At 35.4% G+C, this 14,627-nt stretch carries 14 protein-coding genes; 8 read left to right on the plus strand and 6 right to left on the minus strand.

The features are described 5' to 3' along the window. Positions 1-552 precede the first annotated feature (552 nt). The 3 genes from QUS22_RS03285 (at position 553) to QUS22_RS03295 (ending at position 1,484) form a co-directional block, all read left to right on the plus strand. Positions 553-681: a hypothetical protein gene (locus QUS22_RS03285; RefSeq protein WP_289513573.1), complete on the plus strand. Its 129-nt coding sequence runs from the start codon at positions 553-555 to the stop codon at positions 679-681. A gap of 27 nt (positions 682-708) precedes the next feature. Further along, positions 709-951, plus strand: a complete 243-nt coding sequence (locus QUS22_RS03290) for a hypothetical protein (RefSeq protein ID WP_289513574.1) — start codon at positions 709-711, stop codon at positions 949-951. Between the two features lie 209 nt (positions 952-1,160). Continuing rightward, the gene (locus QUS22_RS03295; RefSeq protein ID WP_289513575.1) at positions 1,161-1,484 is read left to right on the plus strand and encodes a hypothetical protein; all 324 of its coding nucleotides are present in this window, start codon (positions 1,161-1,163) and stop codon (positions 1,482-1,484) included. A gap of 180 nt (positions 1,485-1,664) precedes the next feature. Here QUS22_RS03295 and mnmA read toward each other — a convergent pair whose 3' ends face one another. The 3 genes from mnmA to QUS22_RS03310 all read right to left on the minus strand — a co-directional run bounded on the left by mnmA (position 1,665) and on the right by QUS22_RS03310 (position 5,534). Next, the gene (mnmA, locus tag QUS22_RS03300; protein ID WP_289513576.1) at positions 1,665-2,777 is read right to left on the minus strand and encodes a tRNA 2-thiouridine(34) synthase MnmA; all 1,113 of its coding nucleotides are present in this window, start codon (positions 2,775-2,777) and stop codon (positions 1,665-1,667) included. 231 nt (positions 2,778-3,008) lie between these two features. Then, on the minus strand, positions 3,009-4,085 hold the full coding sequence (locus tag QUS22_RS03305; RefSeq protein WP_289513577.1) for a rod shape-determining protein: 1,077 nt from the start codon (positions 4,083-4,085) through the stop codon (positions 3,009-3,011). Positions 4,086-4,106: 21 nt separating this feature from the next. Next, positions 4,107-5,534 (minus strand): gluzincin family metallopeptidase, encoded by a 1,428-nt coding sequence (locus QUS22_RS03310; protein WP_289513578.1) that lies wholly within the window; start codon positions 5,532-5,534, stop codon positions 4,107-4,109. A 276-nt stretch (positions 5,535-5,810) separates the two neighbouring features. On the opposite strand from QUS22_RS03310, the gene QUS22_RS03315 reads away from it, so the two are divergent. The 3 genes from QUS22_RS03315 (at position 5,811) to ftsH (ending at position 9,586) form a co-directional block, all read left to right on the plus strand. Beyond that, entirely contained in the window at positions 5,811-6,290 is a 480-nt protein-coding gene (locus tag QUS22_RS03315; protein WP_353477729.1) for an OmpA family protein, read from the plus strand. Positions 6,291-6,448: 158 nt separating this feature from the next. Further along, positions 6,449-7,744: a tRNA lysidine(34) synthetase TilS gene (gene tilS / locus QUS22_RS03320; protein WP_289513580.1), complete on the plus strand. Its 1,296-nt coding sequence runs from the start codon at positions 6,449-6,451 to the stop codon at positions 7,742-7,744. A 12-nt stretch (positions 7,745-7,756) separates the two neighbouring features. Then, positions 7,757-9,586, plus strand: coding sequence for an ATP-dependent zinc metalloprotease FtsH (gene ftsH, locus QUS22_RS03325; protein WP_289513581.1), 1,830 nt, complete (start codon positions 7,757-7,759; stop codon positions 9,584-9,586). 834 nt (positions 9,587-10,420) lie between these two features. Here ftsH and tmk read toward each other — a convergent pair. Next, entirely contained in the window at positions 10,421-11,023 is a 603-nt protein-coding gene (gene tmk, locus QUS22_RS03330) for a dTMP kinase (RefSeq protein ID WP_289513582.1), read from the minus strand. 114 nt (positions 11,024-11,137) lie between these two features. Between tmk and QUS22_RS03335 the strand changes: the two genes are divergently transcribed. Together QUS22_RS03335 and QUS22_RS03340 are read left to right on the plus strand one after the other, a co-directional pair. Continuing rightward, on the plus strand, positions 11,138-11,710 hold the full coding sequence (locus QUS22_RS03335; protein WP_289513583.1) for a thioredoxin family protein: 573 nt from the start codon (positions 11,138-11,140) through the stop codon (positions 11,708-11,710). A gap of 5 nt (positions 11,711-11,715) precedes the next feature. Continuing rightward, positions 11,716-13,434, plus strand: a complete 1,719-nt coding sequence (locus QUS22_RS03340) for a monovalent cation:proton antiporter-2 (CPA2) family protein (protein WP_289513584.1) — start codon at positions 11,716-11,718, stop codon at positions 13,432-13,434. 55 nt (positions 13,435-13,489) lie between these two features. Here the strand turns inward: QUS22_RS03340 and QUS22_RS03345 are convergent, their stop codons facing one another. Together QUS22_RS03345 and bfr are read right to left on the minus strand one after the other, a co-directional pair. Next, on the minus strand, positions 13,490-14,113 hold the full coding sequence (locus tag QUS22_RS03345) for an SURF1 family protein (protein WP_289513585.1): 624 nt from the start codon (positions 14,111-14,113) through the stop codon (positions 13,490-13,492). 1 nt (position 14,114) lies between these two features. Beyond that, positions 14,115-14,591, minus strand: coding sequence for a bacterioferritin (bfr, locus tag QUS22_RS03350; protein ID WP_289513586.1), 477 nt, complete (start codon positions 14,589-14,591; stop codon positions 14,115-14,117). Between the last annotated feature and the right edge of the window lie 36 nt (positions 14,592-14,627).

Raw genomic sequence — 14,627 nt, forward strand, 5'->3', positions numbered from 1 at the left:
GTACAGGGCAGGCAAAATGGGTGCTAATGTTGAAGAAATGTAAGCTCAACTTTTTTGTTGACTGACTGCAAATTACGGTAAACACTCAGAAGTTAGTGAGTAATGGTTATGAAATATTTTAGATAAGGTAAAACTAAGCGAACAACCTGTAAGTTCGAATAGATTAGGAGCTAATCAGAAAACCAGCTTGCAAAGCTCGAAATTGTTAAACCCTAGTGGGTGCCTAAATAAAAGTCATGGTCAAGAAACTCCTGGCAGTACTTATTCAGAATGGCCAGAAGTCAGTGTTTGAGGAGATGAAAACAAGACAGGAAGAGTATTGAAAAAAATGTAGCTGATGATTTTGAGGGTTGTGACTCGCTGTCAGATGCTGACTCAGTCAATGGCTGGTCAAACGAAGATAACACTAATACCTATTTAAGTGATTCTGGCTCAGAGAGAGACTCGAGCGATAGTTCAAGTTATTCTTTCCTTTTAGAAGAAGACCCACACTTAGCAGAAATACCATTAACTACAGATGAAGAGAAGCTGATTAATGAGTTCTATGGAAAGATGGATAAGGTAGCTGAAGATAACTCTGAAGAAAACCGAAAGCCTTATACGAATTTTAATTTTACTAAGAGTTCTTTAGAGTGTGTGAGGAATTTATTAGAAGAATATTTGCCACAAGGAGTAAGGTGAAATTCATCCTATAATAATAAACTTGCTTTGTCGAATTTAGTACTTGAGGAAATACTAAATATTTTGAATCGTGCTACTGTCATAACATCTTCAGTACGTAGGAATCTCTCATGTGCTGATATTCCATGTAAAAGTGAATTGGATGATCAAAGTAATCAACGCACTATAGTTGATATTGTTCGTAAGTTAATTATAAATGGTGGGAGGGTAAAGATGTATAACGCGAATGACTCTGAAGTTAGATACGAGAGATTATCTATAATAGTATGATGTTATGAGCTAAAGTTTGTTTCAAAGTACAAACAAATCTGTAATAAGCTTAAAGATACAGCATATTAAGGTATAACAAATAAGAGTCAAGTTCAAAAAGACATTAGTGGTAGATATAGACAACTGCTGTTTTTATATGAAATATCCACAAGATAGCACTATTGAGGTTGCAAAAGGTTGTAAGTAATTCAAAAGTAAAAGGACTAGGTTTGAGATATCGCATATTTCATGTTGGGGAGGGTATAGTAAGAGTTGAAAGAGATGAAAATGGAGAAAGAAATTACACAGACGTTTTACAGGGTAGCATTGAAATGTCTTTTGTTACTAAGGTAGGAAAAATTATTATCCGTTTACACCCTAACAGCACGGAAATAAAAGATGGTAAAAAAGAAAACAAGGGAATGGAAGTAGAGATTAATGAAGAGAGTAAAACAAGATTCTCCAAGTTACGAGGTGAAGAGAAAAAAAGTTTAGGAAAAATTTGGTCTCCTCGGAGGGCAAAGTGCTTCGGAAGTCATGGTCAAGAGTCTTAAGAAAGATGACAATGTACCTGCAATGTTCACAAAAACATTAGCCGACCCTTTGACTTCCATGAAGCAAGCTTTTCTAGGTCACCCGCCAGAAACAGATGCAAGGTCTATATAATGCCGGCGTTTATTTTAGCTTATAAACAATATATACCACAAGTAGTATCACACCATAAAATCTTTTAGTTAAGAATATATCCATCCGCCGCCGATAACTTGCTCATCTTTGTATGCTACGCAGGCCTGGCCGGGACTTATGCCAAAGTAATCATCATTTAAAATGACACAAGCTTTGTTTTGTTCTTCAGTTTGATATATCGTTGCTAAACTTCCTGCATGCGACGATCTGAGCTTCACAGTTACCTCCATACCTTCGCTTGGTTGCTCTAACCAATTTAAATCCTTGATCAATACTTTCCTTTGCTTTAGTGCGTTGATCGGGCCTACTGTGACTTCATTATTTTCTATACTCATTTTTATTACATAAAGAGGTTCACTGTGTGAGACACCCAAACCTTTTCTTTGTCCCACTGTGAAATTTACTATACCGTTGTGCTCGCCCAGAACTTTTCCGTTTACATCTACGATTTTGCCTTTTCTTATAGATTGTGGAGCTAGCTTAGCTATTGTTTTGCTATAGCTTTCAGAAACGAAACATATATCCTGACTATCTGGTTTTTCAGAAATTTGCAAACCAAAATGCCTTGCTAATCTTCTCACATCGCATTTATAAAAACTACCAAGTGGAAATCTCAAAAGCTTCAGCTGTTCTTTTGTTGTAGTAAATAGAAAATAACTTTGATCTTTATTCCTATCGATACTTTTGCATAACTTCATATTGCCATTTTCTTCTAGTCTTCTCACGTAATGTCCTGTAACTAGCACATCTGCACTAAGATTTTTTGCAACTTGTAATAGATCGCGAAATTTCACTGTTTGATTACATTTTACGCATGGTATAGGGGTTTCCCCACGCATATAGGTATCTGCAAAATCTTCTATTACTTCCTTTTTGAATATTTCTTCATAATTTAAGATATAATGAGGAAATCCAGTACTTTCAGCTACGCGTTTGGCGTCATAAATATCTTGTCCGGTACAGCATGCACCTTTTCTCGCATTAACATTACCGTCACTACCATATAGCTGAAGAGTCACGCCTATTACTTGGTATCCAAGGTGATGTAGCAGCACTGCAGTAATAGAGCTGTCAACTCCACCAGACATCGCAACCATAGCTTTGGTTTTGTGTGGGACTTTATCTTTTAACAAAGGTTCAATTTTAAATTCTTTTAGCATATAACTTTATAAACAAATGTGATAAATAAGTGAGATTTACCACCCATTTCATCCTATGATGAGGTCCAGTGTAAAAAACCTGGGTTCCACAATGTTAACTACCTGGATAACACGTCTTATGGATGCTGCAACCTTCTCTTGCCATTTCAGTGCTTGACACTGAAATCTAATGTATATTACAAATTCCATCAAAATTATTCGATAGACTACCTTCAAAAGTAATTATTATACTTAATCTTGCTTAAATAAAACATGGCTAAAGTAATCCATGTTTTCGAGCACTTTGCCACTGCCCAAAGCAACACAACAAAGTGGGTCGTCTGCAACACGTACTGGTAATTTTGTTTTTTCACTAATAACTTTACCTAAATTGCGTAATAATCCACCACCACCAGATAAGACTATCCCCTTATCAACTATATCAGAAGAAAGTTCAGGAGGAGTGCTCTCTAGTGCTGTTTTAATAGCAAAAACTATTTGATGTACAGGCTCTATTAAACTTTCTGCAACTTGATATTCTGATAAAAGCATTTCTTTTGGCATACCACTTACCAAGTCCCTACCTTTCACCATAATTCCCTCTTTATTATTTTCACCTGGCAGACTAGCCGAACCTACGCTTTTCTTAATTTTTTCAGCTGTTGTTTCTCCAATTAACAATTTGTGATTTTCACGAATGTATGATCTTATTGCTTCATCCATAATGTAGCCACCCACTCTAGCAGAACGTGAATAAACAATCCCGCCTAAAGAAATAATTGCAACTTCAGTTGTACCGCCCCCTATATCAACAACCATGGAACCTTCAGGTTCGGTAACTGGAAGCCCAGCTCCAATTGCTGCGGCCATTGGTTCTTCAATTAAAAATACTTCGTTTGCACCAGCACTTTCTGCTGCATCTTGTATAGCACGTCTTTCAACTGGGGTGGATCCAGATGGAACACATATGATAATATTAGGTTTATTAACAGTAAGTTTTGTATTTGCACTGCGTATGAAATATTTTAGCATCTCTTCCGCGCTTTTAAAATCAGCAATTACACCGTCTTTTAATGGCCTGATCGCCTCTATTTCTCCAGGTGTTTTCCCGAGCATCATTTTAGCTTTTTTACCAAAAGCATAAGGAACATAGCTTCCTTTTTCCTTTATTCTTGCTACAACTGAAGGCTCATCAAGCACTATTCCCTGATTTTTTTGATAGACTAAAGTGTTTGCAGTGCCAAGGTCTATAGCAATGTCGCTAGCAAATAAAACTTTGAAAGTGAGGAGGTTACAAAACTTTCTGGTTAATTTTTGAAAAAAACTCATACACAATCCAAGAAAACCATTTTATCGAAACAAACCATACTTTTCAGACAAGTAGCTAGTACAGCATTCAACATCTAAGCTTTTGCCTGTTACTTTTTTCAGCAGATCCAAAAAACCACACTGTGCACTGTTTATATTTTCGGATAACCAACCAATAAGTAAACCAAAATCTCCTTTCATGATAGCGCCTAAAAATTCGTAATGATTTTTTTTTATGAAAGAAAAAAGCTGTACAGCAGTAATTAAAGCCATAATTTTAATGGGAAAATAGCCTATAACTCCGCTTGCCCAATATTCGTCTTGAAGATAAGTGCCGAGTTCATTTTTAGCTTTTACCGGAATTTTATAATGCTTCATACCTTCCAGCCATGCATCGTGCAAATCTTTGATTTCTAGCGTACCATTTATTACATCCTGTTCTAACTTAGTTCTCAACATGATATGGGCTAACAGACTAAATTCATCTGCATTCTTTAAAGGGGAGGAAAGATTTATTTTATTGAAAATCAAGTACAAATTTTCAACGCTGCTAACTTTCGCATTAGTCTTACCTTTTACAGTAAACTTCTCTTGTATGTATGGTTGAATAAACTCAATAAATTCTTTGGATGCTCCAATCATCCTCTCCATAAATAATCCTTGGGTTTCATATATAATGGGTTTTGTAATTGAGCTGCTTATAGAATTTTGCGTCAAACATTTTCGATAAATTTCATAGCCACTGTATCGCAAAAGTAAAAATAAACCGCAACAAAAGTCAGACTCGTTATAATCTATAGAGTGGTAGTAAAAAGTACGGTGTAATGTAATACCTATTTTCTGTAAAAATAATGAGCTGAGTTCAATTTGCTTTTGAGTAGCAACCCTCTGTATATTAGTGACTTTGTCTTTCTTCTGTCTTCTAATTATTTTTTCTATATTTTCGCTAAAAAATTTGCCTACCTTAGGAAATATTTCTTTTATACTTTTTTCTGTGATATCAGAGTCATATTCAGCAAGCAGCGAATCGTACATTGAGCATTCTAACTGCTGTGATTTTATAGAAACCACTTCGCGAATGAGTTTGATCAAATCGGCAAAACGTTCTTTTAGTTTTTCTAAGTTATTGGGTTCAGACTGAGATAGCCTCCATAAATTTTGGCACTCAATCTTAGTTTTGGACAAAGATTTTACTAAATCAATGGGAATAACACTGTTGCTTTTATGCATCCTTTCTATTAACTTTAGCTGCCAACCATCAGCTTTCTTTTTGTTGTTACAAGCACCTACTTCTGCTAGTGATTCCTTTATTATGTTATGAGAAATAATTTCAAGCCTAATTTCTTCTAAAAGCCCCATTTGCTCAATTTTATCCTCTACACTTAGTTGGCTTTGACTTAGTACCTTTAGCGTATTTTCAATATTTTTTACCCTATATAATACTTCCTCTAAAAACTTATAAGATTTCATATTTGTTTATTTTTTTAGAAAACATGTATTTAATATTGTAATAGGCTAACAATAAAGTTAAAAGTATATTTACTTAAAACACAATAAAAAATTGTGTATTCTATTCCTTTACTAGATTTTTCTACCAAAAGTCCAGCATCTTATGAGAAAATTGATTGTAAGGCTGTAGAAAAGTGTTTAGTATTTTATTTTTCTTGACTATACTGCTATAGGGAGATTATTAAATACTAAAATTAAAGTTACGCACTATAGTTTAAAATTTATGGAGGTTTAGTAATGTGGAGTAGATTGGTTGTAACGTGCTGTTTTTGTTTACTGCTTGCCGGTATAAGCTCTTGCCCAAAAAAAGGGATAACTACAACAAGTAAAATGAACTCTGTCGTTAAACAGATGAAAGAAAAAAGAGTTTTCTTTGATTATGATAAGTCTAATATCAGTGAAGTAGGTGCAGGTGTGTTGCTGGATGTAGTGGAGGCGTTACAAAATAACCCTGATATGAAGGTCACTATAACTGGTCATACTGACAATCGTGGTTCTTATGAATACAATGTTGCACTAGGTGAGAGAAGGGCAGATGCAGCCAAAAAATTCATAGTTAGTTGTAAACCTTATCTAGAAAATAGAATAAAAACTGCTTCTAGAGGTGAAACTGAGCCTTTAGTTTACGTACAAGATGATTCTAAGAATTCTAAATATGAAAAACAGCATGCTAAAAACCGTAGGGTGGAGTTTTCATTTTCTGAAACAAAGAAATAGTTTCTTACATTAAAGCCCGGGTCCCAGTGATCAAGCACTGGGATGACACAGAGAAAGACCGCTGAGGCCATAAGAGAGGGAGAGATAGCACAGCTGTATCCAGTAAGTCTTACTTATTATATAATTGACTTAAGAAAGTAAATTATGTAAGAAGCATAATGGGGTTAGAGTCATTATTTCAAAATATAATCAAGGGTTTTACTACCTATAGTAATAAAGTTGCAGTTGCAGTGTCAGGTGGTGTAGACAGTATAACTTTATTGCATTTAATGACTAATTGGGCAAAAAAAAGACACCTCTCATTTCCTATCACATTAACAGTAAATCATGGATTGCGTCCAGAGTCTCAGGGAGAAGCTGAATTTGTTGTAAATTATGCAAAAGAACTTGGAGTAAAGGAATCATTCATATTAAACTGGGAGAAGCAAAATGTCAAGGGTAATGTTCAATCACAAGCACGAAAAGCACGGTATAAGCTGCTAACAGAATGGTGCAAAGATAACGATGTTGAGCATCTACTTATTGCTCATCACAAAGACGATCAAGCAGAAACGTTCCTATTAAGGCTTGAACGCGGTAGTGGTATAGATGGGTTATCATCAATGGACTACAGATCCATTTTTAATGGTGTTTATGTATTTAGGCCATTGTTAAATTTGAGTCGTAGTGAAATAGAGAAATATGCAAACTTTCATCAGCTAAAGTGGATTGAAGACAGAAGCAATCAAGATTTGAAATACAGGCGTACGTTATACCGCAACTTGCTTAAAGCAAGTGATAACCAAGAAATTTTAACAGAGCGAATATGTCTTACAGCCCTTCATATGAAAAGAGCTGCGAAAGCGTTGACGCACTACACAAAACTTGCGTTCAATGACTGTGTTAATGTTCATGATTTTGGTTACATTGAAATCAAACTAAGTGAATTTTATAAATTGCCAGAGGAAATAGCCTTGAGGCTTCTTCTTTACTCTATAATGGTGATCAGCAGTAAACACTATAAACCAAGATACAATAGTCTTATTGCAATATTTAATAAAATATTACGAAAAGATGACAATGTTCATTGCACGCTTTCTGAATGTGAGATAAGGAAATATAGAGAAAGTATATTGGTAATCAGAGAACCGTCAAAGATACAAAAGGTACTTGTAAGTTTGCCATTAAACGGCCCTATTGAATGGGATAACAGATTTAGTTGCACAATACTTGGAAATCAGAAGTGTCCAGTAACTGTTGCCCCGCTAAAGAAAGTTCAAAAAATCCCTAGGTTTTTAAAAGATCATGACTGCTGCCCTGAAGTTTTTTATTCTTTACCTGTGGTACTAAAAGATGAAAAGATACTTGCTTATCCTTATATAAGTAATAATGGAAAAAATGTCAATGATAATAAGATTCAATTCATTACTAATAGCATAGTAAAACGAAATTTGGTAAACTTAATTGATATCTAGTTAAAAGTAACAATGAAAAAATTTTTAGAAGGCTTATTGATTTGGTTAGTAATTGTTGTGCTTATTTCGGTTGCTTATATTCAGTTTAGTGGGAATGTAGGTAAAAGTAAAATTACCATACCTTTTTCGGAATTTTTAACTAGATTGGAAGATAATGACATAGAAAATGTTGTCATAAGAAACCAGAGCATTGAAGGCAAATTTAGAGATGGATCAAGCTTTAATTCAAGTGGTATTATATACAGTGACTTAATAAAAAGCTTGCATGACAGAAAAGTGAAATTCTCCTTTTCAATTGGAGACTCTGCAATGAGTATCATTGGTGGATTACTTATTCAATGGATCCCAACATTTATCTTTATCGGTTTATTGCTCTTTCTTTTAAAACAAACACAAGCAGGAGGCAACAGAACCATAAGCTTCGGCAAATCAAAGGCTAGGCTCATGACTAGTGGAAAGAAAGTGACATTCGATGATGTTGCTGGAATTGATGAAGCAAAAGAAGAGTTAGTAGAAATCGTTGATTTTCTTAAGCAAAGGCAAAAATTTCAAGTATTGGGTGGAAAAATACCAAAAGGGTGTCTTTTAATCGGTTCTCCTGGAACTGGTAAAACTCTACTTGCACGTGCAATTGCAGGTGAAGCCAATGTGCCATTCTTTAGCATTTCCGGATCTGATTTTGTTGAAATGTTTGTTGGCGTTGGCGCAAGCCGTGTTCGTGACATGTTTGATCAAGGCAAGAAAAATGCCCCCTGCATAATCTTTATAGACGAGATAGATGCAGTAGGTAGACATCGTGGCATTGGCCTTGGTGGTGGCAATGACGAGAGAGAACAAACATTAAATCAGTTACTAGTTGAAATGGATGGCTTCGAGTCTAATGAAGGTGTAATAATAGTTGCTGCAACCAATCGTCCGGATGTTTTAGATCCAGCACTGCTTAGACCTGGTCGTTTTGACCGGCAGATTACTATTTCTTTACCCGATATAAGTGGGCGTGAAAGGATATTAAATACGCATATAAAGAAAATATCGATAGCGCCAGATGTAAACGTGAAAACAGTTGCAAGAGGAACGCCGGGTTTTTCAGGAGCTGATCTAGCAAATTTGGTGAATGAATCTGCGCTTATTGCCGCAAGAAGAAACAAGAAGATTGTTACTATGGATGATTTTGAATACGCACGCGATAAAGTGATGATGGGTGTGGAAAGAAGGTCCCTAATTATAACAGAAGAGGAAAGAAAGCTCACTGCGTACCATGAAGCTGGTCACGCAATAGTTGCTGTTAACATGCCTGCCTCTGACCCGATACACAAAGCAACTATTATCCCAAGAGGTAGAGCACTAGGTTTAGTCATGAGATTGCCAGAAACAGACAGGGTATCTCATACAAGGGAAAAGATGATAGCAGATATAACTGTGGCCATGGGTGGAAGAGTAGCAGAAGAACTAATTTTTGGCTATGATAAGATCACAAGCGGCGCATCTTCAGATATAAAACAAGCATCTGATTTATCACGTGCTATGGTAACAAAATGGGGAATGAGTGATAAAATAGGGCCAATATATCACAATCGTGAACAAAATGTGCATGGTTCTGATATAATTTCCGAAGACACTCTAAAGCTCATAGATGAAGAAGTAAAGCGAGTTGTATCTTCATGTTATGAAAAGGCAAAAGATATTTTGACCAAGCGTCACAAAGATCTGGAACTGATCGCTGAATATCTGTTGGAGTTTGAGACTTTAACGGGGGATGAGATCAAGGATATACTAAGTGGGAAAAAAATTGTTAGAAACGAAAACGAAAACAAAGAAAAAGTAAGAAAATCTTCTCTCTAATTAGATTTGGCTTTACTAAGCTGCTAGGGTGAAAGTTTTTAGTTGAGCAATGTAGGTCTAACCTGAATTAGAAAAATATAGTTAAGTCTCTGTGTTAGTGATTTTGTCAATAGACTTCTTACATAACAATTTGGCAACGCGTTGGATGAAACAAAGAAATTACTTGACAAATCTCACCAGCCTTGTCACTCCAACAATAAGGGTATTTCTGACTTAAAACTTGTTTCTGATCTGCACAGGTTCAATGATAAAATTCAGTAAAAAACTGAAGATGTTTTTTGGCAGATTACACCAAATTATTGGGGCTGCATATCTTTTAAATTTTTTCACATTTTGCCAAAATAGCGCTTAAACTAAGAGTCAGCGCATTATTACAGCGCCAAATTACAGCATTAGGGAGTCAAAACTCTCTACCTGAGGTTTCTTTGCCTTTTTTCGTTTAGTAAATTTATTAATACTTAGATTAATTGCAGTTTAAGAGTCAAGAGAGATGCCACGAGTGACACTGGTTCACTTTATGATGGCGTCATTCTACCGCTTGACGCTGGAATCTAGCAAAATTGATCGTAAACAAATACACTACACAACATTTTCGATGAAATTACCGAAAAACTGAATTCCAGTGTGCTTTGTTGCATGGCTAGCATTCCAGGTCAAGTACTGGAATGGACCCTTCTTTGGTGGACTTGAATAATAATGTCTGTATAACTGTGCGTCAGCTACTCGGATGCCAGGTGATAACATAAGAAGTATAATGAAGGTTTTTAGTTGAGTAGAGTTGCAGTCACCGAGCTTGGCTTCTCATTAGACTTAACCTGAGTTAGAAAAATATAGTTAAATCCCTGCGCTAGTGATTTTGTTGATAACTTCACTATATACTTGGTTATTGTCTTTAGCTTCAACTTCAGTGATAACATTGCATCTATCAGGCTCTTTTATAGCTATTTCTTGAAATCCCTTTCGAACTTTATTGTAAAAATTAATGTTCATCTCTTCATATTTATTTTTATCCTTTGCTCTGCTTAGCCCAACTTTAACGTCAATATCCAGGATAAACGTGGTATCTGGACGTATAATTTTTACTAACTTGTGTAGGTCTCTTATTAACTCCAAGTCAACTTCAAGCCCATACCCTTGATATGCAATAGTTGAATCGATAAACCGGTCGCAAATCACTGTCTTTCCTTCCTTAAGGGCTGGCAATATTAATTTCTTCACATGCTCGTATCTCATTGAGACAAGTAGCAACAATTCAGAAACGGGATCAACATCGTCCTTAAGCAGTATTCCTCTTGCCTTCTCTGCAAAGTCAGTGCCACCTGGTTCTCGTGTCAATATCATATTATTTTCACCGCGAATTTGCTTAAAATGATTTGCAAGCAATTCAGACTGCGTTGTTTTACCAGAGCCGTCTATTCCTTCGAAGGTTATAAACATAAGTTCTACAATTGTAATGCTAAAAAAGGATATGCAAACAGTATACATAGGAACCATTTGACATTTAAGTAATAAGATTATAAATTATATGTAGTACACAATTCTCTATAAGCTATGGTTGCACTGAATACTCCTAAGGTAGATTTTGACTTTACTGCAAAAGATTTCAATCTTTTAGGAGTAGATAACAAACACTATACACTAAGTGACTGTTGTGGAAAAAACGGCCTGATTGTAATGTTTATATGCAACCACTGTCCTTATGTTCAATCAATTATTAGCAGTCTAGTAAGTGATGTTGATTTGCTAAAAAAAGATTATCAGGTAAGTACTGTTGCAATAATGCCAAATGATGTAAATGAATATCCAGAAGATTCTTTTGAAAATATGATTAATTTTGCCAAGAAAAATAAGTTTACATTTCCATATCTGATTGATAGTAAACAGGAAGTAGCTAAAGAGTATGGTGCTGTTTGCACTCCTGATTTTTTTGGCTTTAACTCTAATTTAAATCTCCGCTATCGTGGACGTTTTAACGATGCAAAAAAAGAAAAAGTTCAAAACTACAAAATAGGAAGTAGTGATTTATTTCAAGCTATGAAATTTATTGCAGAAACCGGTAATTCTCCAGCTGACCAAGAATCGAGTATTGGTTGCTCAATTAAATGGTCTAATCCTACAGGTTAAATATCATGCACGGCAGCTCTCAGCATTTGTTTGATATTATAATTTTACTTTCCGCTGCTGTGTTTATAGTCATAGCATTTTGGCAAATGAATATTAGCCCAGTCCTTGGTTACTTCGTTGCAGGTGCACTGATTGGTTCTCATGGATTTAATCTGATACATTCAGCTGAAGCAATGGATAATTTTGCAGAATTCGGCGTAGTTTTTCTACTATTCATTATAGGCCTTGAATTGACATTTGAACGCCTTATTGCCATGCGTATTCATGTATTTGGGTTTGGCTCTCTTCAAGTTATAGTTACTATGGTAGCAATATGGTGCATTGCTCTTATTTTTGGGGTGAATACGAATATTGCGGCAGTCATTGGAGGTGGGCTTGCATTATCTTCAACAGCAATAGTGTTGCAGGTTCTGCAGGAAAAAGGTTCTCAAGCAAGCCAAGTTGGTAGATTGTCAATAGCAGTATTATTAATGCAAGATTTTGCAGTGGTCCCGTTAATAGTATTAGTGCCCCTACTTACTGGCAATTCTGAGCACAGCTTAATAAGCTCACTGGCAGATTCATTGATGCAAGCAGCTATTGCATTAGTGTTGATATTTATAACTGGTAGGTTGTTACTTAGACCTTTGTTTTCGGTTATTGCTAAAATGGAAAGTAATGAGGTCTTTATATCGACAACACTCTTAATAATATTAGGGGCGGCATTTATTACTGAACAATTTCATTTATCGATGGCATTAGGTGCATTTGTTGCCGGATTATTAGTTGCGGAGACAGAGCATAGACATTCAGTGGAACATGCGGTATTACCATTTAAAGACTTGCTTCTCGGCTTATTTTTCATGACTGTTGGTATGTCTATCGATATTGATCTTTTACTCAATAAGTTACCACTAATCACTTTATTGTCGATTATCCTTATCGTTTTAAAAACATCCATCATATATGTACTGTGTAGGTTTTTTGGGTTTAAAAGTGCACCTGCCATACAAGCTGGGTTATTGCTTGCACAAGGTGGTGAGTTTGCATTTATCCTGTTTCGCTTAGCGGATGAGCTGGATGTACTACCAAGTGAAATTGCTCAGGTGCTTATGATGGTAACCACAGTAACAATGGCTTTCACTCCTCTTTTATCAGGACTTGGAGAGTGGATAGTAAGCTCATTTAGCACTGAGAAAGTAATTCTAGACGATAAAGCAATTGAAACGAGCACACAAGATCTTTATAACCATGTAATAGTTGCCGGATTTGGCAGGGTGGGATACATGGTAACAAAAATGCTCACCGCAGAACATATGAGTTACGTTATTGTTGATATTCAATCAAAAATAGTTAAAGAAGGAAAAAATGATAGTTTTCCTATATATCTTGGAGATGCTACAAGGTATGAAATTTTAAAATCAGTAGGAATAGAGAGAGCACAAGCTCTTGTGGTCTCAATAAAGAATGAAGTTACTATAAGGAAGATTGTTTCTCTAGTTGCAACAAATTTTCCATATGTAAATATTATAATACGCATACCAGATCTAAGCAATGCAGAGGTCTATAAAGATTTAGGGGCTAGTAAAATTATTCCGGAGACATCTGAGATGGGATTGCAATTAGGTGGAGCAGCACTGAGCTTAAGTGGAATTAGTGAAAGTGGAGTTGAGTCTTTAAAGAGTAGGTTTAGGAAAGGCAATTATAGCATGATAAAGGATATTAACAGCAGTATGGATGAATGATTACTTCATCAACTATCCTCTGTGGCCCCAATTTATAACTGGACAAATCTTGATGTTAGCCACTTGAGTGACATTTGTTTTGTCTATAATAAATTATACATATAATTAACCAAATCAAAGAAAGTGCAAACCAAGTTATCGCATACTCCAAGTGTTTCATTGGCTGTATAGTTAATTTATCACTTAAACCTTTCTGCCATAATATACACTTCTCTAGTTCAATACCTAATTCATTGGAGATTTCTTCTGTACTCAGGGTAAACCACATGTTCAAAGCGGTATCATTCTTGATCAACCAGCTTTTGCTTTTATTGCTATCGCAATATAAAACTCCATTAGCAACCACTTTTTCAACTTTTGCTTTTTCTTCTTTTTTTTCTCTAACTATTCCCTTGTTCACCAACATGTAGTGCCCAGTAGTGAGCAGCATAGGAGACAACACATGATAGCCCCGCTGTCCTGCAAAAACGTATAGTTCTATGTCACTTAAAATCCCATCAATCTTGACATGTCTGTAGTTAAATTTCGCAAGATCATCATTGGGTAGTAGATGAACAACCGGAAAGCTCATATTTTTAATAATGTTATTCTTCCAATTCAACCTAAATAATTGCCACAACCCTAATAAAAAAAGAAGCAAGCAAGGTGTAACTAAAATAAATACAGCTTTTTTTAACACTTTATATTTGCATTTTTAGATAATTTTCAGTACCTATAAGCTCAATAAGGCCAATCTGCTCTTCAATCCAATGTAAGTGCTCTTCCTCATTTTTCAATAGTTCTTCTAATAATATTATGCTAACAAAATCCTTTTCTTCTTCAGCAACAGAAATTGCTTCCCTATAGTCTTTTAAACCTTCTTCTTCTAATTTCAAATTATCTCCTAGAATTTTCAGTACTGTATCTTTTGTAAACTTCCCGTTATACTTTGAAATTTCATTTGTATCTTGAAAGTTTGGCACACCTTTAAGCAATAAAATTCTTTCTGCCAACTTACTTGCATGTTCAAGTTCCTCTTTAAGCTCGTTTCTCATCTTTTTTGCAAGTTTATTGATCCCATTGTCTTTGAGAACTGTAGAATGTAAAAAATACTGGCGCACAGAAGTCAACTCACTGGTCAATGATTTATTCAAATGCCTTACTACCTCTTTACTCATAACTTTCCTTTATTTAATCTACTGATACAATCTACA

Source organism: Wolbachia pipientis (genome assembly GCF_030373985.1).
GTDB classification, from domain to species: domain Bacteria; phylum Pseudomonadota; class Alphaproteobacteria; order Rickettsiales; family Anaplasmataceae; genus Wolbachia; species Wolbachia pipientis_D.

Bases quoted from the DNA above. Each gene is read 5' to 3' on its own strand.
- QUS22_RS03285 (WP_289513573.1), top strand. From the start codon at position 553: ATGGATAAGGTAGCTGAAGATAACTCTGAAGAAAACCGAAAGCCTTAT.
- mnmA (WP_289513576.1), bottom strand. From the start codon at position 2,777: ATGCTAAAAGAATTTAAAATTGAACCTTTGTTAAAAGATAAAGTCCCA.
- QUS22_RS03305 (WP_289513577.1), bottom strand. From the start codon at position 4,085: ATGAGTTTTTTTCAAAAATTAACCAGAAAGTTTTGTAACCTCCTCACT.
- QUS22_RS03310 (WP_289513578.1), bottom strand. From the start codon at position 5,534: ATGAAATCTTATAAGTTTTTAGAGGAAGTATTATATAGGGTAAAAAAT.
- QUS22_RS03315 (WP_353477729.1), top strand. From the start codon at position 5,811: ATGTGGAGTAGATTGGTTGTAACGTGCTGTTTTTGTTTACTGCTTGCC.
- tilS (WP_289513580.1), top strand. From the start codon at position 6,449: ATGGGGTTAGAGTCATTATTTCAAAATATAATCAAGGGTTTTACTACC.
- ftsH (WP_289513581.1), top strand. From the start codon at position 7,757: ATGAAAAAATTTTTAGAAGGCTTATTGATTTGGTTAGTAATTGTTGTG.
- tmk (WP_289513582.1), bottom strand. From the start codon at position 11,023: ATGTTTATAACCTTCGAAGGAATAGACGGCTCTGGTAAAACAACGCAG.
- QUS22_RS03335 (WP_289513583.1), top strand. From the start codon at position 11,138: ATGGTTGCACTGAATACTCCTAAGGTAGATTTTGACTTTACTGCAAAA.
- QUS22_RS03340 (WP_289513584.1), top strand. From the start codon at position 11,716: ATGCACGGCAGCTCTCAGCATTTGTTTGATATTATAATTTTACTTTCC.
- bfr (WP_289513586.1), bottom strand. From the start codon at position 14,591: ATGAGTAAAGAGGTAGTAAGGCATTTGAATAAATCATTGACCAGTGAG.